18 protein-coding genes are annotated in these 23,094 nt (G+C 71.3%); 13 read left to right on the top strand and 5 right to left on the bottom strand.

Going from position 1 to position 23,094, the window contains the following annotated elements:
- Window positions 1-12 precede the first annotated feature (12 nt).
- The 4 genes from ABD973_RS05045 to ABD973_RS05060 all read right to left on the bottom strand — a co-directional run bounded on the left by ABD973_RS05045 (window position 13) and on the right by ABD973_RS05060 (window position 4,928).
- Window positions 13-2,016 (bottom strand): prolyl oligopeptidase family serine peptidase, encoded by a 2,004-nt coding sequence (locus ABD973_RS05045; protein ID WP_345498772.1) that lies wholly within the window; start codon window positions 2,014-2,016, stop codon window positions 13-15.
- Between the two features lie 13 nt (window positions 2,017-2,029).
- A complete protein-coding gene (locus tag ABD973_RS05050) occupies window positions 2,030-3,421 on the bottom strand; it encodes a M20/M25/M40 family metallo-hydrolase (RefSeq protein ID WP_386381804.1) in 1,392 nt (463 codons plus the stop codon).
- Entirely contained in the window at window positions 3,414-4,247 is an 834-nt protein-coding gene (locus ABD973_RS05055) for a M55 family metallopeptidase (RefSeq protein ID WP_345498774.1), read from the bottom strand. Before ABD973_RS05055 ends, ABD973_RS05050 begins: the two co-directional genes overlap by 8 nt.
- Window positions 4,248-4,484: 237 nt before the next feature.
- On the bottom strand, window positions 4,485-4,928 hold the full coding sequence (locus ABD973_RS05060; RefSeq protein WP_125602815.1) for an SRPBCC family protein: 444 nt from the start codon (window positions 4,926-4,928) through the stop codon (window positions 4,485-4,487).
- Between the two features lie 310 nt (window positions 4,929-5,238).
- Between ABD973_RS05060 and ABD973_RS05065 the strand changes: the two genes are divergently transcribed.
- The 3 genes from ABD973_RS05065 to ABD973_RS05075 all read left to right on the top strand — a co-directional run bounded on the left by ABD973_RS05065 (window position 5,239) and on the right by ABD973_RS05075 (window position 8,442).
- Window positions 5,239-6,273, top strand: a complete 1,035-nt coding sequence (locus ABD973_RS05065; RefSeq protein WP_345498777.1) for an Rv2578c family radical SAM protein — start codon at window positions 5,239-5,241, stop codon at window positions 6,271-6,273.
- A gap of 135 nt (window positions 6,274-6,408) precedes the next feature.
- On the top strand, window positions 6,409-7,992 hold the full coding sequence (locus ABD973_RS05070; RefSeq protein WP_125823099.1) for an alpha/beta hydrolase: 1,584 nt from the start codon (window positions 6,409-6,411) through the stop codon (window positions 7,990-7,992).
- Between the two features lie 24 nt (window positions 7,993-8,016).
- Window positions 8,017-8,442: a RidA family protein gene (locus ABD973_RS05075; protein WP_125823098.1), complete on the top strand. Its 426-nt coding sequence runs from the start codon at window positions 8,017-8,019 to the stop codon at window positions 8,440-8,442.
- 163 nt (window positions 8,443-8,605) lie between these two features.
- Here ABD973_RS05075 and ABD973_RS05080 read toward each other — a convergent pair whose 3' ends face one another.
- Window positions 8,606-9,175: a HEAT repeat domain-containing protein gene (locus ABD973_RS05080; RefSeq protein WP_345498781.1), complete on the bottom strand. Its 570-nt coding sequence runs from the start codon at window positions 9,173-9,175 to the stop codon at window positions 8,606-8,608.
- 395 nt (window positions 9,176-9,570) lie between these two features.
- Here ABD973_RS05080 and ABD973_RS05085 point away from each other — a divergent pair, with 395 nt between their 5' ends.
- From ABD973_RS05085 to ABD973_RS05130, 10 genes are all read left to right on the top strand, one after another.
- Window positions 9,571-11,373 carry a 3-hydroxyacyl-CoA dehydrogenase family protein gene (locus ABD973_RS05085; protein WP_125823096.1) on the top strand — a complete coding sequence of 601 codons (1,803 nt, stop codon included), beginning with the start codon at window positions 9,571-9,573 and terminating at the stop codon, window positions 11,371-11,373.
- A gap of 181 nt (window positions 11,374-11,554) precedes the next feature.
- A complete protein-coding gene (locus ABD973_RS05090; protein WP_185899635.1) occupies window positions 11,555-12,370 on the top strand; it encodes a TetR family transcriptional regulator in 816 nt (271 codons plus the stop codon).
- A 391-nt stretch (window positions 12,371-12,761) separates the two neighbouring features.
- Complete coding sequence (gene ccrA, locus ABD973_RS05095) at window positions 12,762-14,099, top strand: crotonyl-CoA carboxylase/reductase (protein WP_125823095.1); 1,338 nt, start codon at window positions 12,762-12,764, stop codon at window positions 14,097-14,099.
- A 31-nt stretch (window positions 14,100-14,130) separates the two neighbouring features.
- The gene (locus tag ABD973_RS05100; protein WP_125603016.1) at window positions 14,131-16,200 is read left to right on the top strand and encodes a protein meaA; all 2,070 of its coding nucleotides are present in this window, start codon (window positions 14,131-14,133) and stop codon (window positions 16,198-16,200) included.
- The gene (locus ABD973_RS05105) at window positions 16,197-17,171 is read left to right on the top strand and encodes an HpcH/HpaI aldolase/citrate lyase family protein (protein ID WP_125603017.1); all 975 of its coding nucleotides are present in this window, start codon (window positions 16,197-16,199) and stop codon (window positions 17,169-17,171) included. Before ABD973_RS05100 ends, ABD973_RS05105 begins: the two co-directional genes overlap by 4 nt.
- An 80-nt stretch (window positions 17,172-17,251) precedes the next feature.
- The gene (locus ABD973_RS05110) at window positions 17,252-17,764 is read left to right on the top strand and encodes a MaoC family dehydratase (RefSeq protein WP_125603018.1); all 513 of its coding nucleotides are present in this window, start codon (window positions 17,252-17,254) and stop codon (window positions 17,762-17,764) included.
- Between the two features lie 2 nt (window positions 17,765-17,766).
- The gene (locus ABD973_RS05115; protein ID WP_007267474.1) at window positions 17,767-18,972 is read left to right on the top strand and encodes an acyl-CoA dehydrogenase family protein; all 1,206 of its coding nucleotides are present in this window, start codon (window positions 17,767-17,769) and stop codon (window positions 18,970-18,972) included.
- 186 nt (window positions 18,973-19,158) lie between these two features.
- On the top strand, window positions 19,159-19,815 hold the full coding sequence (locus tag ABD973_RS05120) for a phosphatidylserine decarboxylase (RefSeq protein ID WP_125603019.1): 657 nt from the start codon (window positions 19,159-19,161) through the stop codon (window positions 19,813-19,815).
- Window positions 19,802-20,662 (top strand): CDP-diacylglycerol--serine O-phosphatidyltransferase, encoded by an 861-nt coding sequence (pssA, locus tag ABD973_RS05125; RefSeq protein ID WP_385769917.1) that lies wholly within the window; start codon window positions 19,802-19,804, stop codon window positions 20,660-20,662. Before ABD973_RS05120 ends, pssA begins: the two co-directional genes overlap by 14 nt.
- Before the next feature lie 163 nt (window positions 20,663-20,825).
- The gene (locus ABD973_RS05130; RefSeq protein ID WP_125823094.1) at window positions 20,826-23,045 is read left to right on the top strand and encodes a protein kinase domain-containing protein; all 2,220 of its coding nucleotides are present in this window, start codon (window positions 20,826-20,828) and stop codon (window positions 23,043-23,045) included.
- Window positions 23,046-23,094: the final 49 nt, after the last annotated feature.

Here is a 23,094-nt window from a genome sequence, read left to right on the forward strand (position 1 = left end):
CGGCCGCCGGCTTCACTCCGTACCCAGCTCCAGCCGCGGCACGTCCCCCCGCTCGACGCCGAACACCTGTACGTACAGGGACAGTTCGGCCTCCAGCGCCCGCACCATCGTGTCCGCGCGCCGGAAGCCGTGGCCCTCGCCCTCGAAGGTGAGGTAGGCGTGCGGGACCGCCGGCTCGCGGCCGCGGAGGGCGGCCAGCAGGCGTTCGGCCTGCGCGGGCGGGCATACGGGGTCGTCGAGGCCCTGGAGCAGGACGAAGGGGGCTTCGATCCGGTCGGCGCGGGCCACCGGGGAGCGTTCTCGGCAGCGCAGGGGCAGGGTGGCCGGGGGGCCGGCCAGGCCGTCCGTGTAGTGCGACTCCAGGTCGTGGGTCTCCGCGGCGAAGCCCAGCAGGTCGAGCACCGGGTAGATGACCGCGGCGCAGGCGTACAGGTCGGTGGCGGCCAGGGAGGCGGCGGCCGTCCAGCCGCCGGCGCTGCCGCCGCGGATCGCGAGCCGGGCGGGGTCGGCGGTGCCCTCGGCGGCCAGGGCCCGGGCGACGGCGGCGCAGTCCTCGACGTCGACGACGCCCCACTGTTCGCGCAGCCGCTCGCGGTAGGCGCGGCCGTAGCCGGTGGAGCCGCCGTAGTTGACCTCGACGACGCCGATGCCGCGCGAGGTGAAGTAGGCGATGTGCAGGTCCAGTACGGGCGGGACGTGCTCGGTGGGGCCGCCGTGCGCCCACACCACGTACGGGGGCAGTTCGTCGTCGGGCGGCCGCAGGACGGGGTGGTGCGGCGGGTAGACGTGGGCGTGGATGTCGCGGCCGCCGGGCCCGGCGAAGGTGCGGCTCTGCGGCTCCGGGTAGTAGGCGGGGTCCACGGGGTCGTCGGCCCGGGCTCCGACGGGCCGCGCGTGCCCGGTGCCGACGTCCAGCTCGACGACCTCGTAGGCGCTGCGCGGGCTGGCGGCGACCCCGTAGACGCGGGTTCCGCTGACGGCGAGGGCCGGCTGCCAGGCGGTCCAGGGTCCGGCCGCGTCGACGAGGTCGCCGGTGTCGAGGTCGAGGACGCCGAGGACCGCGGAGCCCTGTCCGTGCAGTACGGCCACCGTCCCCTCGGGCAGCGGGGCCAGCCAGGTCAGGCCCGGCTTCCACAGGGCGCCGCCGAACTCCTCCTCGCGGGGGCAGAGGTTGACCGGTTCGCCGCCGTCCGGGTCGACCCGGTACGGGTTCCACCAGCCGGTGCGGTCGCTCACCGCGAGCAGGGTCCCGTCGGCCGCCCACGCCGCTTGGGCGACGGCCTCGTCCGGCCCGCCGAGCACGGTGCGGGGCGGGCCGAGCGTCCCGTCGGGGTGTACGTCGGCCAGCTCCAGTTCCGTGCCGTCCCAGGGCATCCGGGGGTGGTCCCACACCAGCCAGGCGGCGCGGTGCCCGTCGGGGGAGAGCTTCGGCCCGGTGCGGAAGCGGTGCCGGTCGTCGGTCAGCTCCCGTACGGCGGACCGGTCTTGCGCGGCCGACCCGTCCAGCGGTACGGCGGCCGCGACCCGGCGCAGGTCTCCCGGGCCGGGGCCGGTGAACTCCTCGAGCACGCACCAGACCTCGCCGCCACGCAGCACGGGGTCGGCCCAGCGCAGGCCGCCGCCGACGGCGGAGAAGGGGGTGAGCGGGCGGGGCCGCGCGGCGGCGCCCTGGGCGTCCGGCTCGTACGCGTACAGCCGCTGGTCGGCGTGGTGGACGAAGACCACCAGGGGCCCCCGGCCGGGTTGCTCGGCGCCCGCCCAGGGCAGGCCCCCGTACTCGGTGAGGCGGCTGCGCACGTTCCAGGGGGCGGGCAGTACCGACCGGGCGGGGCCGCCGTCGGCGGGCCGGCGCACCAGGGTGCGGCGGCCGCCTTCCTCGGGGCGGGGTTCGGTCCACCACACCTCGGCGCCGATCGTGCCCAGGTACTCGGGCCGGCCGTCGTGCGCGGCGGCGTGCGCGGCGGTGAGCGGGGAGGGCCAGCTGCCGTAGGGGCCTCCGACGGCGGCGGCCGCCATCACCGGGCTCCCATCACAGGGCCCGCAGTGCGCGGTCGAGGACGCGGACGCCGAAGTGGAGGGCGTCGACGGGCACCCGTTCGTCCACGCCGTGGAAGAGGGACCAGTAGTCGAAGCCCGGCGGAAGTCTGAGCGGGGAGTAGCCGTAGCCGGTGATGCCGAGCCGGGAGAACTGTTTGGCGTCGGTGCCGCCGGCCATGCAGAAGGGGACGACGTGCCCGTCGGGGTCGAAGTGTTCGACGGCCTCGCGCAGGATGCCGTAGGTGCGTCCGTCGACGGGGGCCTGGAGGGCCACCTCCCGGTGCTGGAACTCCCAGTGCACGTCGGGGCCGGTGAGCCGGTCGAGGGTGTCGGTGAACTCGGCCTCGCCGCCGGGGACGGTGCGTCCGTCGACGTGGGCGGTGGCGTGACCGGGGATGACGTTGAGCTTGTAACCGGCGCTCAGCATGGTGGGGTTGGAGCTGTTGCGCACGGTCGCGTCGACGAGGGCGGCGGCCGGGCCGAGCTTGCCGAGGAGGCCGTCGAGGTCGGTGCCGGGGGCGCGGGGGTCGACGGTGAGGCCCTGGAGGGCGGCGAGTTCGGTGATGCAGGCGGTGACGGTGTCGGTGAGGCGGACCGGCCAGTCGTACTCGCCGATGCGGGCGACGGCGGCGGCGAGCCGGCTGACGGCGTTGGCCCGGTTGGGTTTGGAGCCGTGCCCGGTGGTGCCGTGGGCGGTCAGCTTGATCCAGGCGGTGCCGCGTTCGCCGGCGGCGATGGGGTAGAGGGCCTGGCCCGGCCGGGGGTGGACGGTGAAGGCCCCGGACTCGCTCAGGCCCTCCGTACAGCCTTCGAAGAGGTGAGGGTGCTCGTCGGCGAGGAAGCCGGACCCGTCGACGGCGCTGTCCTCCTCGTCGGCGGTGTAGGCGATGACGACGTCCCGGCGGGGCCGAACGCCGTGGCGGGCCCAGGCGCGTACGACGGCCAGCACCATGGCGTCCATGTTCTTCATGTCGACGGCGCCGCGGCCCCAGACCACGCCGTCGCGGACCTCGCCGGAGAAGGGGTCGACGCTCCAGTCGGCGGCCTCGGCGGGGACCACGTCGAGGTGGCCGTGGACGAGGAGGGCGGGGGCACAGGGGTCGGTGCCCTGGATCCGGGCGACCACGTTGGTGCGGCCGGGGGTGCGCTCCAGCAGGACGGGCTCCAGGCCGGCTCCGGCGAGGCGCTCGGCGGCGTACTCGGCGGCGGGGCGCTCGCGGCAGTCGCCGCCGCCGCGGTTGGTGGTGTCGATCCGGATCAGGCCGGAGGTGAACTCGACCACCTCGGCGAGGGCCGTCTCGTCGACGCAGGCCCCCGCGGGGGCCGCGGCTTCTTCGTGGGCGCTCCCTCGGGGGGCGCCTTCCACCCGGTGCATGTCAGCCATACTGCTCCTCCACGGCCGCCGAGACGACCGTCGTGACCGCTTTGAAGGTCCGGATCCCCTCGTACATCGTCTCGCTGGTGTACGCGACCCTGCGTTCGCCGGAGCGCTCGACGCCGGGGACGACGGTCGCGGCCATCGACAGGTGCTCGGCGTCGAACTCGACCTCCACCGTGTGGGGGCCGCCGCGCACCGGCTCGTGCCGGACCGCGAGCTTGACCGCCTCGGTGGCGGCGGCGCGGATGTCGGCGGCGGTGCGGGCGGGCGTGCGGCAGACGGCCGCGTAGCGCGAGACGTGGTCCTTGACGGCGACGGTGCGGGCGTCGGGCGCGTATCCGGCGGCGTCGTCGCAGGTCAGGTCGTCGCCGGTGACGAGGATGACGGGGACCCCGTACTCGGCGGCCACGTGGGCGTTCAGGACGCCCTCGCCGGCGCGCAGGCCGTCCAGCCAGACGCCGGTGATGGAGTTGGCGAGGTAGGTGTGGGCGAGGACGCCTTCGCTGCCGGCGCCGGTGTGGTAGCCGACGAAGGCGATGCCGTCGACGTCGCCGTGCTGGACGCCTTCGACCATGGAGAGGGACTTGTGGCGGCCGGTGATCATCTCGGCGCGGGCGTCGAGCTTCTCCAGGAGGAGGTTGCGCATGGTCCAGTGGGCCTCGTTGATGAGGACCCGGTCGGCGCCGCCGTCGTAGAAGCCGAGCACGGCGGCGTTGACGTCGGAGGTGAACATGCCCCGGCAGCGCTCCCATTGCGGGGTGCCGGGCAGCACGTCGGCGGGCCAGGTGACGCCCGTGGCGCCTTCCATGTCGGCGGAGACGAGGATCTTCATCGGGCCCCCCGGTGGGTCGGGTCGCGGAGCCCCACCCTAGCCGCCCGGCACGCCGCCGGCCCCGGGCCACGCCCGGGGCCGGGCCGGGGTGCGCGGCGGGTCGCGGGGCGGGTCCCGGGGCGGCTCACGGCAGACGGGAATTCCACCCGAACCGGTGAGCCGTCCCCGGGAGTTGTCCCGTCCCCGGGCGCCGTCCGGCCGGCGGCGGCGTCCCGTCGGCGGCCCGAGGGCCGTCCGTCAGGCGCCGACTTCCTTGGCCAGGTTCTCGAGGACGGTGTCGTAGATGCGGCCGAGGCCCTTGGGGGCGAAGGTGCGCTCGAAGAAGCCGCCGATGCCGCCGGCGCCGTTCCAGACGGTGCTGACCACGGCCCGGGAGCGGCCCTCGCCCGCGGGGGTCACGGTCCAGGTGGTGACCATGGAGGAGTTGCGGTCCTTCTCCACGAGCTGGCCGTCGGTGGGCTCGGTGACCTCGAGCAGGCAGTCGCGCACGCGCTTGCTGGTGGCCTGGAGCTTCCAGTGGACCAGGGTGCCTTCGCCGTCCCCGCCCTCGCGCACCTCGTACTCGCTGAAGTGCTCGGGGAGCAGCTTGCTCCGGGTGCCGGTGTAGTCCGCCAGCGCGTCGAACACGGTGTCCGCGTCGGCCTCGATGATGCGCTCCGTGGTGGCTTCGACCTGCGCCATACCTGTTCCTCCAGCAGTCGTGAACGTTGCGGCGGCAAGCCAATCACCTCCGGGGCGGGCGCCCAAATCCGCCCTCCGCCGCCGGGCGGCCCCGGCAGCCGGCGGGTGGTGCCTCCTGCCGGGGGACGGGATGCCGGTGGCCATCCCGGCGGGCCGGGCGGGACGCCCCCTCCACGGGAGGCATCCCCTTCGGCGCGCGGCGGCTACGGCCCGTCGCACCGCCGCCACGGAGCGCGCCCGCCCGGGACCGTCCGCACGATCATGGGAACGTTTGTTCTATTCTCGGGTCCCCGTCACCGAGGAGGCATCCATGCGCTGGGAGAATCTGACCGGGACGCCGGGCAGCGGTCCGGCCGCCCTGTTCGGGGCCGGCTCCGTCGTCACCCGCACCTTCGACACCCCCGAGTTCCGCGGGATCACCTTCCACGAGGTGCGGGCCCGCTCGATCGTCAACCGCGTGCCCGGGGCCTCGCGGATGCCGTTCGAATGGACCGTCAACCCCTACCGGGGCTGCAGCCACGCCTGCGTCTACTGCTTCGCCCGCAAGACCCACGGCTACCTCGACCTGGACACCGGGATCGGCTTCGACTCCCAGATCGTCGTCAAGGTCAACGCCCCGGAGCTGCTGCGCCGCGAGCTGGCCGCGCCGCGCTGGGGCGGGGCGCACATCGCGATGGGCACCAACGTCGACTGCTACCAGCGCGCCGAGGGCCGCTACCGGCTGATGCCGGGGATCATCGAGGCGCTCCGGGAGCGCGCGAACCCCTTCTCGATCCTCACCAAGGGCACGCTGATCCTGCGCGACCTGCCCCTGCTGCGGCAGGCCGCCCAGGTCACCGAGGTCGGCGTCTGCGTCTCGGTCGGGTTCACCGACGCGGGCCTGTGGCGGACCGTGGAGCCGGGCACCCCCTCCCCCGCCGCCCGGCTGGCCGCCGTACGGGCCCTGACCGACGCGGGCCTCGAATGCGGGGTGCTGATGGCGCCGGTGATCCCCTTCCTCGGCGACTCCCCCGAGCAGCTGCGGGCGACCGTCGGGGCGATCGCCGCGTCCGGGGCGGTCTCCGTGACACCCCTGGTACTCCATCTGCGGCCGGGGGCGCGCGAGTGGTTCACGGCCTGGCTCGGCCACCATCACCCACACCTGGTCGAACGATACGAACGCATGTACGCGGGCGGTTCGTACGCGCCCACCTGGTACCAGCGCCGGATCACCCGCCAAGTCCACGAGCTCGCGGCCGAATTCGGCATCGGACCGGCCCGGCGCGGGCAGCCTCGGGCCCTGCCCGAGCCGGAGCGGCCCGCCGCCCCCGCCCCTGCCGGACCGACGCAGCTGACGCTGATGTGACCCCGCCGCGCGCACCGCCCGTGACCCGGACGCCTCCCGACGGGTCATCACATCGGGCCAATGCGCGGCCCAATCCCGTCTTCCCGCCACGGTTTCCGGGACGATTCCGCCCAGAACCCTCGGCTGGGAGGCCCCATGCTCCACCCCTCGAAGCTGCGCCCCGCGAAGAAGCGGGCCGCCGTCCTGCTGGCGATCTCCACCGTCGCCGCCGCACTCGCGACCCCCCTCACCGCCGCGCCGGCCGCGCCCGCCGAGGCGCCCGCCGCCGCGGGCCTGCGCTGGACCGGCTGCGCGACCCCCCGCTACCCGACGCTGCAGTGCGCCTCCCTCAAGGTCCCGCTCGACCACGAGCAGCCCGCCGGGCGGCAGATCTCCCTGGCCCTGACCCGCGTCCCGCACACCGCCGCCGCCTCCCAGGGGCCGCTGCTGGTCAACCCCGGCGGCCCGGGCGGCAGCGGCCGCGCGCTGGCCGGGTTCATCGCCTCGGCCCTGCCCAAGGACGTGGCCGCCCAGTACGACGTGATCGGCTTCGACCCCCGGGGCGTGGGCAAGAGCGAGCCCGCCCTCGACTGCGGGACCGGCCACTTCAACCCGGTACGGCCCGACTCCGTGCCGCGGGACGGGGCGACCGAGCGGGCCAACCTGGAGCGGGTGCGGTCCTTCGCGGTGTCCTGCCAGGAGAAGCACGCGGACGTGCTCCCGTACGTCGGCACCGTCTCGGCGGCCCGGGACCTGGAGGTGCTGCGCACGGCGCTGGGCGCGCCGAAGCTCAGCTACTTCGGCTACTCCTACGGCACCTATCTGGGCGCCGTGTACGCCAAGCTCCACCCGGACCGGGTCCACCGGCTGGTGCTGGACTCCGTGGTCGACCCGGGCGGCGTCTGGTACGAGGACAACCTCTCGCAGGACCTGGCCTTCGACGCCCGCCACAAGGCGTTCCTGGCCTGGGTGGCCCAGTACGACTCCACGTACCACCTGGGCACCGACCCGGCCCGGGTCGAGGAGCGCTGGTACGCGATGCGCGAGGCGCTGCGCGGGACGCCGGCGGGCGGGAAGGTGGGCCCGGCCGAGCTGGAGGACACGTACATGCCGGGCGGCTACTACAACGGCTACTGGCCGTCGCTGGCCGAGGCCTTCGCGGCGTACGCGGTCAAGCAGGACCCGAAGCCGCTGGTGGCGGCGTACGAGCGGCTGGGCGCGGTGGAGCCGTCGGCGAACAACAGCTACAGCGTCTACACGGCGGTGCAGTGCCGGGACTCGGCGTGGCCGCGGGACTGGAACCGGTGGCGGGCGGACATGTGGCGGACGCACGCCAAGGCGCCCTTCATGACCTGGAACAACGCCTGGTACAACGCGCCGTGCGCGTTCTGGCCGACGCAGCCGCTCGAGGCCCCGGACGTGACGAACACGGCGCTGCCGAAGGCGCTGCTGTTCCAGGCGACGGAGGACGCGGCCACGCCGTACGAGGGTGCGGTGAGCATGCGGGACAAGCTGGCGGGCTCGGCGCTGGTGGTGGAGGAGGGCGGCGGCAACCACGGCATCGCCCTGAGCGGCAACAAGTGCCTGGACGAGAAGCTGTCCGCGTACCTGAGGACGGGTCAGGCGGCGGACGCGACCTGCCGGGCGCAGCCCGCGCCGAAGCCGGCGACGGCGACCCGGGCGGTGCCGCCCTCGGCGGGCGGTGCGGCCCTGCACGGGCTGCTGGGCTTCCGCGGCTGAGGCCGACCAGGCAAGATCGTCCGCATGACTTCTCCTTCTCCGTCCGCTGACGACCACCTCACCCGCATCTCCGCGCCCGAGGGCGTCAGTCCCGGCACCGGGTACAGCCACGTCGTCTGGGGCACCGGGCGGTTCGTGGCCGTGTCGGGGCAGTGCGCCTTCGACGAGAAGGGGGAGGTGGTCGGCGAGGGCGACGCGGCCGCGCAGGCGCGGCAGGTGTTCGAGAACCTGCGGCGGTGCCTGGCGGCGGCCGGGGCGGGCTTCGAGGACGTGGTGAAGCTGACGTACTTCGTCACGGACGTGGCCCACCTGCCGGCGGTCCGGGCGGCCCGGGACGAGGTGATCGCCCCGGACCGGCAGCCGGCCTCCTCGGCGGTCCAGGTCGCGGCCCTGTTCCGCCCGGAGCTGCTGCTGGAGGTGGAGGCCTTCGCCGTCGTCGCCGGCAGCTGAGGACTGGACCGCTGCGCGAGATCCAGCCCTGCCGGCGATTCAGGCGCGGGGGTCTGGGGGCGGAGCCCCCAGAACGGGGTCCGGGGCGCAGCCCCGGGGAACGGGCGAAGGGCGGGGCGGGGAGCAGCCCGCGCAGCGGCACCGCACCCCGCCCGGCCAGGGCTCAGGCGTCGGGGTGCCCCGCCATCAGCCCGGCCAGGGCTTCGGTGGCGGCCTGCGCCAGCCGGGGGTGGGCCTGGGCACGGACCAGGACGTCGCGGGCCCGGGCGTCGCCGAGGGCGCCCAGGCCCTCGACGCAGGCCAGAGCCACCCGCCAGTACGGGTCGTGCGGGGTCAGCAGCCGCGACAGGGTCTCGATCAGGGCGGGGGCCGACTCGGGCGCCCGCAGCGCGGTCAGCAGCCGGACCGGGTGCAGGGCGTACGCGGTGCGCAGGGAGTTGGTCGCCAGGGCCGCCGCCGCGCGGGCGGTGCGGGGGTCCCCGAGGACGCCGAGCGCCTGCGCGGCGGCGGCGCAGCGGGCCGGGTCCCGGTGGTTGAGCAGCAGGACCAGCGGTTCGAAGGCCCGCCGGTCCCCGGCCATTCCGAGCCGGTACGCGGCGAGTTCGCGGGCCCACAGGGGCAGCCCGGCGGAGGTCAGGGAGGCGGCCAGGGCGTCCGGCGCCGCCGCGAGCAGTTCCGCGTACGCGGCCGAGCCGCCGGCCTCCGCCCTCAGGCGTTCCAGCACGTCGTTCACGCGGCCACCCTAGGGCCCCGCCGCCCCCGGTGGGCGGGGTTCCGGGGACCCGGCTGATCGATGATCGATGATCGGTACATTTGGGCGGTACAGGTCACATCTCCGCGCCCTGGCGGACCAGTTACCGGCCGGTTAGTCTCCTCCCAACACGTACGGACGCGGCCTGGTGACGCAGCCGCCCCGTACCAGTCGGTCCGTTCGCTCGACCGTTTCACCCGTACGGCTGGACCCCGGGACAGGGTTCCGCCGTCTCCACCCGCCGCGCCCCCGCCGCGCCCCATACCTCTCCGGGCGCACCGCCGGGTCCGCTCCGCACGGCTCTCCCGTACGGCATCCGCGCGCGTCGTGCGCCGCGCGCTCCCTCAGTCGTCACCCTCTTCCACTGGAGTCCCGCGATGGACCTTCCGTCCACGTCCAGTCAGTCCTCCCTCCGCACCGTCGCCGTCGTCGGTCTTGGCACGATGGGCACCGGCATCGCCGAGGTGCTCGCCCGGGCCGGCCGCGAGGTCATCGGCATCGACGTCAGCGAGGCCGCCACCCGCCGCGCCGCCGGGGCCCTCGCGGCCGCCACGGCCCGCTCGGTGGCCAAGTCCCGGCTCACCGAGCAGGAGCGCGAGGCGGTCCTGGCCCGCTTCCGCACCTTCACGGACCTCGGGGCCGCCGCCGAGGCCGACCTCGTCATCGAGGTGGTCCCGGAGGACTACGACCTCAAGCACCGGATCATCGGCGAGCTCGACGCGGTCGTCCGGCCCGACACGGTGCTGGCGACCGGTACCAACGCGCTGTCCGTGACCCGGCTCGCCGCCGAGTCCCGCCACCCGGAGCGGGTCCTGGGCATGCACTTCTTCCACCCGGCGCCGGCCATGAAGCTCGTGGAGATCGTCTCCAGCGTGCTGACCGCCCCGTCGGCCGTCGAGGCGGTCACCGAGCTGGCGGTGGAGCTGGGCAAGCAGCCCGTCGCGGTCGGCGACCGGCCGGGCTTCGTCGCCGACGGCCTCCTCTTCGGCTACCTCAACCAGGCCGCCGCGATGTACGAGGCCAAGTACGCCTCCCGCGAGGACATCGACGCGGCGATGAAGCTGGGCTGCGGCCTGCCGATGGGCCCCCTCGCCCTGCTCGACCTGGTCGGCGTGGACACCGCGCGCACCGTGCTGGAGGCCATGTACGCCTCCTCGGGCGACCGGCTGCACGCTCCGGCGCCGATCCTGGGCCAGCTCGTCGAGGCGGGCCTGACCGGGCAGAAGGCCGGGCGCGGCTTCTACACGTACGAGGCCCCGGGCAGCCCGGTGGTCGTCCGCGACCTGCAGACCCCGCTGGACGGGTCGCTGCTGGGCACGGGCCGTCCGGTCTCCTCGGTCGGCGTGGCCGGCTCGGGAACCATGGCGAGCGGCATCGCGCAGGTCTTCGCGCAGGCCGGCTACGACGTGGTGCTGGCCGCCCGCGGCGAGGAGAAGGCCGAGGCCGCGAAGGCCGCGATCGGGAAGTCCCTGGGCCGTGCGGTGTCCAAGGGCCGACTGACCGAGGAGGCCGCCGCGCGGACCCTGGACCGGATCACCCCGGCCGGGTCCCTGGACGCCTTCGCGGACGTGGACCTGGCGGTCGAGGCGGTCGCCGAGGACCTGGAGGTCAAGCAGCAGCTCTTCGCGGGCCTGGACAAGGTCTGCAAGCCGGGCGCGGTGCTGGCCACCACCACCTCCTCCCTGCCGGTGATCGCGGTCGCGCGGGCCACCTCGCGTCCGCAGGACGTGATCGGCATGCACTTCTTCAACCCGGCGCCGGCCATGAAGCTGGTCGAGGTGGTCCGCACGGTCCTGACGGCCGACGACGTGCACGCCACGGTCCGCGAGGTCTGCGCCAAGGTGCGCAAGCACCCGGTGGACTGCGGGGACCGGGCCGGCTTCATCGTGAACGCGCTGCTGTTCCCGTACTTGAACAACGCCGTCAAGATGGTCGAGCAGCACTACGCGGGCATCGACGACATCGACGCCGCGATGAAGCTGGGCGGCGGCTACCCGATGGGGCCCTTCGAGCTCCTCGACGTGGTCGGCCTGGACGTGTCGCTCGCCATCGAGAAGGTCCTGTACCAGGAGTTCCGCGACCCCGCCCTGGCGCCGTCCCCGCTGCTGGAGCACCTGGTGGCGGCGGGCTGCCTGGGCCGGAAGACCGGCCGCGGATTCCGTGAGTACGCCCGCCGGTAGGGGGACACCCCCCGATCCCGGGCCGGGCCCCGATCAGGATGCGTGGGGAGGGCTGCTCGGGTCCGCCGGACCCTCACGGCGGGCACACCCTCCCGAGCCCAGTGCGGGCCCTCCCCCGCATCCGCCCCCCTCGTACCCCCCTCCGGCGCGCGCGCCTGCGCGAATGAAGTACTTTCGCTCTATGTCCCAGCCCGCCAAGACCTCACCCCGCGCCACGTCGGCCGCCGACTCCCAGGAGAGCGCGGCCGGCACCCGGGCGGCCGCCCAGCGGCTCAAGATGCGCCGCGAGCTCGCCACCGCGGCGATGGAGCTCTTCGCGACCAAGGGGTACGAGGCCACGACGGTCGACGAGATCGCCGCGACCGCCGGGGTGGCGCGCCGGACCTTCTTCCGGCACTTCCGCTCCAAGGAAGAGGCGATCTTCCCGGACCACGACGACACCCTGATCCGCGCCGAGGCGGTCCTGGACGTGGCCCCGGCGCACGAGCACCCGCTCGACACGGTGTGCCGGGGGATCAAGGAAGTCATGAAGATGTACGCCGCCTCGCCGGCGGTGTCGGTGGAGCGCTACCGGCTGACCCGCGAGGTGCCGGCGCTGCGGGAGCGGGAGATCGCCTCCGTGGCCCGCTACGAGCGGCTCTTCACCCGCTACCTGCTCGCCCACTTCGACGAGACCGACCACCACGACGGCAACGACGACCCGCTGCTGGCCGAGGTGGCCGCCTCCGCGGTGGTGACCGCGCACAACCACGTGCTGCGGCGATGGCTGCGGGCGGGGGGCCAGGGGGACGTGGAGGCGCAGCTGGACCACGCCTTCGCGATCGTCCGCAAGACCTTCGGGTCGGGTATCGGCGCCGGACGGACGCAGGGCGTACCGGCGGGGGCCCCGCAGGCGGCGGTGCGCACGGAGGGCGAGGTCCTGGTCGCGGTGGCGCGTACGGACGCTCCACTCGACGAGGTCATGCGGACCATCGAGGAAGCCCTCAAGAACAAGTAGTCACGCTCGTCACAGCGGCCGCTCCCGTTCCGGGGGCGGCCGTTTTCCTTTGTCCGAGTTGCCCCTACTCGCGGGTAACTCTGATCGATCATCGCTCATCTGCGCAGGTCAATCGGCAAGTGAGAGAAATTTTTGGCACCCAGTGCCTTGCCGAGTGACACGGGGTGCCATACGTTGAATCCCGTCCGGATGTCCCCGCGGCCCACGCCCACTCGGTACGGAACGCGCCCCGGATGCCTGCGTCACCAGGCCCCGCTCCGCCCTCACCACAGGCGCGACAGCACCACAGCACCGCCGGACCGACGGCACCCTCGCAGCACCACACCACACGTAACCGCGCACCCGCGCATCCCTCAGCGCACCCTCATCAGCGCTTGCCGGAGGCTATACCGTGAAGGACATCCTGGACGCGATTCAGTCGCAGTCCGCCACCGCCGCAGACTTCGCCGCACTGCCGCTCCCCGACTCGTACCGCGCGATCACCGTGCACAAGGACGAGGCGGAGATGTTCGCGGGGCTCACCACCCGCGAGAAGGACCCGCGCAAGTCCCTGCACCTGGACCAGGTCCCGGTTCCGGAACTCGGCCCGGGCGAGGCCCTGGTGGCCGTCATGGCCTCCTCGGTCAACTACAACTCGGTGTGGACCTCGATCTTCGAGCCGGTTTCCACCTTCAGCTTCCTGGAGCGCTACGGGCGCCTGTCGGAGCTCACCAAGCGCCACGACCTCCCGTACCACGTCATCGGCTCCGACCTCGCGGGCGTCGTGCTGCGCACCGGCCCCGGCGTCAACTCCTGGAAGCCGGGCGACGAGGTCGTCGCGCACTGCCTCTCGGTCGAGCTGGAGTCCTCGGACGGCCACAACGACACGATGCTCGACCCCGAGCAGCGGATCTGGGGCTTCGAGACCAACTTCGGCGGCCTGGCGGAGATCGCCCTCGTCAAGTCCAACCAGCTGATGCCCAAGCCCGACCACCTCAGCTGGGAGGAGGCCGCCTCCCCCGGCCTGGTCAACTCCACCGCCTACCGCCAGCTGGTCTCCCGCAACGGCGCCGGCATGAAGCAGGGCGACAACGTCCTGATCTGGGGCGCCAGCGGCGGCCTCGGCTCCTACGCCACCCAGTTCGCCCTGGCCGGCGGCGCCAACCCGATCTGCGTCGTCTCCTCCCCGGAGAAGGCCGAGATCTGCCGGAAGATGGGCGCCGAGGCGGTCATCGACCGCAACGCCGAGGGCTACAAGTTCTGGAAGGACGAGCGCACCCAGGACCCGCGCGAGTGGAAGCGCTTCGGTTCGAAGATCCGCGAGCTGACCGGCGGCGAGGACATCGACATCGTCTTCGAGCACCCGGGCCGCGAGACCTTCGGCGCCTCCGTCTACGTCACCCGCAAGGGCGGCACGATCACCACCTGCGCCTCGACGTCGGGCTACATGCACGAGTACGACAACCGCTACCTGTGGATGTCCCTCAAGAAGATCATCGGCTCGCACTTCGCGAACTACCGCGAGGCGTGGGAGGCCAACCGCCTCATCGCCAAGGGCAAGATCCACCCCACCCTCTCCAAGGTCTACTCCCTGGAGGAGACCGGCCAGGCGGCGTACGACGTCCACCGCAACCTCCACCAGGGCAAGGTCGGCGTCCTCGCGCTCGCACCCGAGGAGGGCCTGGGCGTCCGCGACCACGAGATGCGCGCCCGGCACCTCGACGCGATCAACCGCTTCCGCAACGTCTGAGTCCGCTCAAAGGCCATAAGGATCGCCTGAGATGACAGAGCGCCAGAAGGACCGTCCGTGGCTCATGCGGACGTACGCCGGCCACTCCACGGCCGAGGCGTCCAACGAGCTGTACCGCCGCAACCTCGCCAAGGGCCAGACCGGCCTGTCGGTCGCGTTCGACCTCCCGACGCAGACCGGCTACGACCCCGACCACGTCCTCGCCCGCGGCGAGGTCGGCCGGGTCGGGGTCCCGGTCTCGCACCTCGGCGACATGCGCCGGCTGTTCCAGGACATACCCCTGGAGCAGATGAACACCTCGATGACGATCAACGCCACCGCCATGTGGCTGCTGGCGCTCTACCAGGTGGCCGCCGAGGAGCAGGGCGCCGACATCTCCCAGCTCCAGGGCACCACCCAGAACGACATCGTCAAGGAGTACCTCTCGCGCGGGACGCACGTCTTCCCGCCCGGGCCCTCGCTCCGCCTGACGACGGACATGATCGCGTACACGGTCAACCACATCCCGAAGTGGAACCCGATCAACATCTGCAGCTACCACCTGCAGGAGGCCGGGGCCACGCCGGTCCAGGAGATCTCGTACGCGATGTCCACCGCCATCGCCGTCCTGGACTCGGTGCGCGACTCGGGCCAGGTGCCCGAGGAGCGCTTCGGCGAGGTGGTCGCCCGCATCTCCTTCTTCGTGAACGCGGGCGTCCGCTTCATCGAGGAGATGTGCAAGATGCGCGCCTTCGGCCGGATCTGGGACAAGGTCACCAAGGAGCGCTACGGCATCGAGAACGCCAAGCAGCGCCGGTTCCGCTACGGCGTCCAGGTGAACTCGCTCGGCCTGACCGAGGCGCAGCCCGAGAACAACGTCCAGCGCATCGTGCTGGAGATGCTCGCGGTCACCCTCTCCAAGGACGCCCGCGCCCGCGCGGTGCAGCTGCCCGCCTGGAACGAGGCGCTGGGCCTGCCCCGGCCCTGGGACCAGCAGTGGTCGCTGCGCATCCAGCAGGTGCTGGCCCACGAGAGCGACCTGCTGGAGTACGAGGACATCTTCGCCGGCTCCCACGTCATCGAGGCCAAGGTCGACTCCCTGGTCGCCGACTGCCTGGCCGAGATCGACCGGATCCAGGAGATGGGCGGCGCCATGGCGGCCGTCGAGTCCGGGTACCTGAAGTCCCAGCTGGTCTCCTCGCACGCCGAGCGGCGCGCCCGGATCGAGGCCGGCGAGGACAAGATCGTCGGGGTGAACTGCTTCCAGCAGACCGAGGAGAACCCGCTCACCGCCGACCTCGACGGGGCCATCATGACCGTCGACCCGGCGGTGGAGGCCTTCACCGTCGAGCGGATCACCCGCTGGCGGGCCGAGCGGCAGGAGTCCTCGGACCGGCAGGGGAACGGCGACCCGTTCGTCTTCCCGACCGCCGGTCAGGCCCTGGACCGGCTGAAGGAGGCCGCCGCCGGGACCGAGAACCTGATGGAGGCCACCCTGGAGTGCGCCCGCGCCGGTGTCACCACCGGCGAGTGGGCGAACGCCCTGCGCGAGGTCTTCGGCGAGTTCCGCGCCCCCACCGGTGTCTCCTCGGCGCCGGTCGCCGTCACCGCGGAGGAGGGCACCCCGCTGGCCCTGGTCCGCGAGAAGGTCTCCCGGACGGCGGACGAGCTGGGCTCCGGCCGGCTGCGCCTGCTGGTCGGCAAGCCCGGCCTGGACGGCCACTCCAACGGTGCCGAGCAGATCGCCGTGCGGGCCCGCGACGCCGGGTTCGAGGTGGTCTACCAGGGCATCCGGCTGACTCCCGAGGAGATCTCCTCGGCGGCCCTGGCCGAGGACGTGCACTGCGTGGGACTGTCCATCCTGTCCGGTTCGCACAGCGCACTGGTCCCGGACGTCCTGGAACGACTGCGCACGGCGGGGGCGGGCGACATCCCCGTCATCGTCGGGGGCATCATTCCGAACGCCGACGCCGTCACGCTGAAGGCCGCCGGGGTGGCCGCCGTGTTCACCCCGAAGGACTTCGGCATCACGGAGATCATCGGACGTATCGTCGACGAGATCCGCAAGGCCAACAAGCTCCACCCTCTCAACATCGCTGAAAGCACGGAGGTCCCCGCATGACCACGCCCCTCTCCCCCGTGAACCGGCTGCGTCCGCGCCGCTCCTGCCTCGCGGTCCCGGGCTCGAACCCGCGGTTCCTGGAGAAGGCCCAGGGCCTGCCGGCCGACCAGGTCTTCCTGGACCTGGAGGACGCCTGCGCCCCGCTCGCCAAGGAAGGCGCCCGCCACACCATCGTGGACGCGCTGAACAACGGCGACTGGACCGGCAAGACCCGCGTGGTGCGCGTCAACGACTGGACCACCCACTGGACGTACCGCGACGTCATCACCGTCGTCGAGGGCGCGGGCCAGAACCTCGACTGCATCATGCTGCCCAAGGTCCAGGACGCCCAGCAGGTCGTCGCGCTGGACCTGCTGCTGACCCAGATCGAGAAGACCATGGGCTTCGAGGTCGGCAAGATCGGCATCGAGGCGCAGATCGAGAACGCCAAGGGCCTGGTCAACGTCGACGAGATCGCCGCCGCCTCGCCCCGCCTGGAGACCATCATCTTCGGCCCGGCCGACTTCATGGCCTCGATCAACATGAAGTCCCTGGTCGTGGGCATGCAGCCGCCCGGCTACCCGGCGGACGCCTACCACTACATCCTGATGCGGATCCTGATGGCGGCCCGTACGCACAACCTCCAGGCGATCGACGGCCCCTTCCTCCAGATCCGCGACGTGGACGCCTACCGCGAGGTCGCCGGCCGCGCCGCCGCCCTGGGCTTCGACGGCAAGTGGGTGCTGCACCCCGGCCAGGTGGACGCCGCCAACGAGGTCTTCTCGCCCTCCCAGGAGGACTACGACCACGCCGAGCTGATCCTCGACGCCTACGACTGGTGCACCTCCGAGGCGGGCGGCAAGAAGGGCTCCGCGATGCTCGGCGACGAGATGATCGACGAGGCCAGCCGCAAGATGGCCCTGGTCATCGCCGGCAAGGGCCGGGCCGCCGGCATGCAGAGGACGTCGAAGTTCGAGGTCCCCACCGCCTGAGGCGCTCCCGCAGCGTCGGGCGCACCCATCCCCAGTCCCGGGCCCCGCACGGCCCGGGCGAGCACCCCGGAGGGGGCACCATGCAGTTTGGCCGCACCTACGAAGAGTTCACCGTAGGCGACGTCTACCGGCACTGGCCCGGGAAGACGGTCACCGAGTACGACGACCACCTCTTCTGTCTGCTGACCATGAACCACCACCCGCTCCACATGGACAGCAATTACGCGGAGAACACGACCGACTTCGGCAAGAACGTCGTGGTGGGCAACTACGTCTACTCGCTGCTGCTCGGCATGTCCGTGCCGGACGTCTCCGGGAAGGCCATCGCCAACCTGGAGATCGAGTCCCTGCGGCACGTGGCGCCGACCTTCCACGGCGACACGATCTACGGCGAGACCACGGTCCTGGACAAGACCCCGTCCAAGTCCAAGGACGACCGCGGCATCGTCTACGTGGAGACCAAGGGCTACAAGCAGGACGGCACCCTCGTCTGCGTCTTCCGGCGCAAGGTGATGGTCCCGACCGAGACGTACATCAAGGCGCGCGGCGGCGAGCAGCCCGGCCGGCCTCAGCTGAAGGAACAGGGGAAGTAGCCATGGCACGACTCGCCCAGACCGCCGGGCTCACGGACGTCCAGCAGGAGATCCTCAAGACCGTCCGGGAGTTCGTCGACAAGGAGATCATCCCGGTCGCGACCGAGCTGGAGCACCGCGACGAGTACCCGCAGCAGATCGTCGACGGCCTCAAGGAGCTGGGCCTCTTCGGCCTGATGATCCCGGAGGAGTACGGCGGCCTGGGTGAGTCGCTGCTCACCTACGCGCTGTGCGTCGAGGAGATAGCCCGCGGCTGGATGTCCGTCTCGGGCATCATCAACACGCACTTCATCGTGGCGTACATGCTCAAGCAGCACGGCACGCAGGAGCAGAAGGAGTACTTCCTCCCGCGCATGGCGCTGGGCGAGGTGCGCGGCGCGTTCTCGATGTCGGAGCCGGGTCTCGGCTCGGACGTGTCGGCCATCACGTCCAAGGCGGTGAAGGACGGCGACGAGTACGTCCTGAACGGCCAGAAGATGTGGCTGACGAACGGCGGCTCCTCGACGCTGGTGGCCGTTCTGGTCCGAAGTGACGAAGGACACCCCGAGGGCACCGCGCCGCACAAGTCGATGACCACCTTCCTGGTGGAGAAGGAGCCCGGCTTCGGGGAGGTCCGTCCGGGCCTGACGATCCCGGGCAAGATCGACAAGATGGGCTACAAGGGCGTCGACACGACCGAGCTCATCATGGACGGACTGCGCATTCCGGCCAATCGGGTCCTCGGAGGCCAGACGGGCCGAGGGTTTTACCAAATGATGGACGGCGTCGAGGTCGGCCGCGTCAACGTGGCGGCGCGTGGCTGCGGCGTCGCGCAGCGTGCTTTCGAACTGGGTGTCTCCTATGCCCAGCAACGTCACACTTTCGGTAAGGCGATCGCCGAGCACCAGGCCATCCAGTTCAAGCTGGCCGAGATGGCTACCAAGGTCGAGGCCGCCCATGCCATGATGGTGAACGCGGCACGCAAAAAGGACTCCGGGGAACGAAACGACCTCGAAGCCGGGATGGCGAAGTACCTCGCCTCCGAATACTGCAAGGAGGTCGTCGAGGATGCCTTCCGTATCCACGGCGGCTACGGGTTCTCGAAGGAGTACGAGATCGAGCGCCTTTACCGTGAAGCGCCGATGCTTCTGATCGGTGAGGGAACCGCCGAGATCCAGAAAATGATCATCGGGCGACGCCTGCTCGAGGAGTACCGACTCCAGGGCTGAATGTCCCTTTTGCGGTGGATCATCCGATGATCCACCGCAGGAGAGTCACCAGCAGTCACTGGCCGACGGCCATCGACTCGGCTTCTGGCTTGCCCAGTTGTTGCGCGCAACCGATAGCATTCCAGTAAAGCCGCCGTCCCGTCCCCCCGTTTGCGGCGCGGCAATCACCCGCTACGAAGGTCATCCATGCCCCACAGCCAAACCTCTGCACACCGCGACAGCCTCACGGGCGTACGCCTCGCGCGCGGAGCATCGCCGTGGCTTCTGCCGACCGTCGCCACCGCGGCGCTCAGCCTCACCCGGGCCCGCAAGTCCGGACGCTGGGCCGCGGCGGCCGTGCCCGCCACCGCTCTCGCGGCGGGCATGCTGTGGTTCTTCCGCGACCCCGAGCGCGAGATCGCCCAGGGCCGCGTCATCTCGCCCGCCGACGGCGTGGTGCAGAGCATCATGCCGTGGAAGGACGGGCGCACCCGCGTCGCGATCTTCATGAGCCCGCTGAACGTCCACGTCAACCGCGCGCCCCTGGCGGGCACGGTGACGTCCGTGGAGCACATCCCCGGCGGGTTCGTCCCGGCGTTCAACAAGGAGAGCGAGAACAACGAGCGCGTCGTCTGGCACTTCGACACCGAGCTCGGCGACATCGAGATGGTGCAGATCGCCGGCGCCGTCGCGCGTCGCATCGTCCCGTACCTGCCGGCCGGAACCAAGGTGGAGCAGGGCGAACGCATCGGTCTGATCCGCTTCGGCTCCCGCGTCGACATCTACCTCCCGGAGGGCGTCGAGGTCGCGGTCGAGGTCGGTCAGGCCACCACCGCGGGGGTGACCCGAATTGACCGTGACTGACCCCGAGACTCCTGCCACCGGCTGGGTGCCCGAGTCCGCCGAGGAGGAGTCCGCCGAGGACGACATGCCGCTCTCGCTGCGGCTGTCGATAGCGGACACGCTCACCCTCGGTAACGCCACGTGCGGATTCATGGCGGTGTACTTCACCACCACCGGGATCCTCATCCCGCACCTCACCGGCAGCGGCGAGTCGGGCATGGCCCGGCACAGCGCGGCGACCGCGGTGATACTGATGCTCCTCGCGGCGGTCTTCGACCTCTTCGACGGCATCGTGGCCCGCAAGCTGCGCAGCTCGCCGATGGGCGCCGAGCTGGACAACCTGTCCGACCTGATCAGCTTCGGGCTGGCGCCGGCGTACTTCGTGCTGGTCTACGGCATGGTCGCCGACGACGCGCACCAGAAGATGTCGGCGCTCGCGGCGATCGTGGTGCTGCTGGCGGTCGTGCTGCGGCTCGCCAGATTCAGCTGCGTGACGATGAAGGACGGCATGTTCCAGGGCATGCCGAGCCCCTTCGGCGCGCTGACGGTCGTCTCGATCGTGCTGCTGGAGCTGCCGTTCGTCCCGACGCTGCTGGCGATCATCGGGGTCGCCTGGCTGATGGTGAGCCGGGTCGAGTACCCGAAGCCGCGGGGTGTCCTCGCGGCGGCGATGCTGAGCTGGATCGTCGGGGCGATGGGCCTCCTGGCGGCCTGGGCGTTCGACGCCCCGGGCGGCCAGCTGCTCCTCCAGACCGGCTGCGCGCTCCAGATCGCCCTGGCGGCGACCATCCCGCTGTTCGCGACGACCCGTCGCGCGAACACGTTCCGCCACAACCGGCGGGAGGCGCGGGCGGCCTCCCAGCCGTAGCTTCCACGTCGTACAAGGGCCCCCGATGTCGTCGGACGACATCGGGGGTTCTTGCGTTCGGCGGCTGACCGGATGCGCTAGGCCGGATACCACCCCCACATGATCCGCGCCCGTCTACGATGTCGCCGATCAACGGTGAAGTGCTTCGGGTGGGGAGAGTCACGTGAACAAGGCAATCATCGTAGGAATCGACAACTACCCTGATGCTCCGCTCTATGGCTGCGTTAATGACGCCAACGACGTGGCGACGTGCCTGTCGTTTCCGGAGTTCGACTTCGACTGCCTGCTTCTGCTCAACTCGAAGGCCACCCGCGGCAACATTGTCCGTGCGCTGTCCGAGCTCGCGTACGGACAGGAAGAGGGAGACACCCTCGTCTTCTACTTCGCCGGCCACGGCGCCGTTCTGGGGCAGGCAGGCTACCTCGTCACCCGCGACGGGCAGGAATTCGACCTGGGCATCTCCCTCAGCCACCTTGCACAGCTCATGGAGTCTGCCAGTCTGAAGTTCAGGCACGTGGTCACCATTCTCGACTGCTGCCACTCCGGCGCCGCCTTCTCCTGGACTGCCAGCAGGCCCCTGCAGGCGGGTGACATCGAGCGCGAGGTCCCCACGGTCAACGAGAGCCGCTGCATCCTGGCAGCCTGCCGCCCGGAGGAGGAGGCCCAGGAGGAACAGGCCCACGGGGTCTTCACCACGGCCCTGACCGAAGCCCTCATGGGCTCGGCCGTGAACTGGGACGGCGAGGTCAGCCTGCTCGGGGTCTACGAATACGTGGCGGGCGCCGTCTCGGCCGAGATTCAGACACCCGTCTTCAAGGGCGACATCGCCGGCACGGTCGTTCTCGGCAGCGGCTTCCCGCCCCGGGAGGGCCGCCCGATCGACAAGAACGAGCTTTCCCGCAACCTGGCCAAAGCCCATACGCTCGTCGATCAGTACCACTACCTCCAGCTCACCGAACTCAGTGAACGCAACGTCCGCCTCAAGTACGGCGCCAAGCGGTGCTCGGACGCTCTGGTCGATCTGGTCAGATGGTTCGACGACACCGAAAAGGCCCTGCCCGACGTCAAGCGGAACTCCGACTGGCAGGCCCTTGTCGGCCGAGTGCGGGAATTCCGCAAGAACCTCGCCGATCTCAGCGAAGGCGAGGAGACGGCCTTCGGCCGGGTGGTACGGCACCTCGGCCACGGCGGCTACGGACACGTGTGGCAGCTCGAAGGTCCCGATGGCAAGGCCTACGCCATGAAGGTGTTCCACGGCAACGAGCTGGACGATGAGGTGAAGGTTCGACGCTTCGCCAACGGCTACCACAACATGCGCAAGCTGAAGCACCCCTACATCGTCCGAGTACACGAGATGATCTCCGCGCCCTTCGGGTTCCTCATGGACGCCATCCCCGGCGACAACCTTCGCAAGGCGTACATCGACCGGTCCGATCCCGAGGCCGTCATCCAGCTGATGATCGACATCTGTGAGACCGTGCGTCACGCCCACTCACTCCACGTGCGGCATCGCGACATCAAACCCGAGAACATCATCGCCACCTACGACGCCCAGACCGGCCGGCTCCAGCCGTACCTCACCGACTTCGACCTCGCCTACCACGAGACCAACCGCACGGTGACCACCAACATCGGTGTCGGCGGTGTCATCAACTACGCCGCCCCCGAGCAGCTCTTCGAACCCAACGCGAAGACGGCCCGCAGCGAGACGGTCGACGTCTTCAGCCTGGCTCAGCTGATGTTCTTCGTGATCACGGGTCGGGACCCCAGCGGAGAGAACTTCACGAAAAACGTAGAGACCCTCACCCGCGAAGTGGGCAGCTGGATCGACGATCGCGCAGCGGACGCCCTGATCAGCCTGTACCGGGAGGCGACCGCCAAGGACCCCGGCAAGCGGCCCGAGAACGTGGGGGGCTTCGTTTCCGCACTTCGATACGCGGAGTCGATCATCCAGACGGCGAGTGGTACGGACGCCGTTCCGGAGGAAGACCTGTGCCGCAGGATCGGACACCTGTACGCGGGAATGAACGGGTACTCGGCCAGCGAGGGCGAGTGCCGGATGAACAGCCGGTCCGGCCAGGTCGAAATCGTCACCCGCCTGAAGAGCATCATCACGTCTGGCCGTGCGGTGCTGGAGATCGAACTCTCCGTGACCGCAAACATCCCCGTTCCGTCGCTGACTTCCGGCAAGGCGGCCCGTCAGTCCATAAACGCACGCCTGGACCGCATCGTGGGTCGATTCCCGGGTGTGAAGCGCAGCGCCGGCAACAAGGGGGCCTACCAGGTCTACCTCACGGTGGAGGAGGTGACCATGGACGTGTCGGGCGTGAGCCGGGTGGCCCAAGTGATCTCCGATGTCGTGGCCGGGATCGAGCAGTGGTGAAGTCCGGTAGCCCCGTCCCGACGTAGGCTTGATGTCGGAAAACTGCCAG

The organism is Streptomyces racemochromogenes (genome assembly GCF_039535215.1).
Taxonomy (GTDB): Bacteria; Actinomycetota; Actinomycetes; order Streptomycetales; family Streptomycetaceae; genus Streptomyces; species Streptomyces racemochromogenes.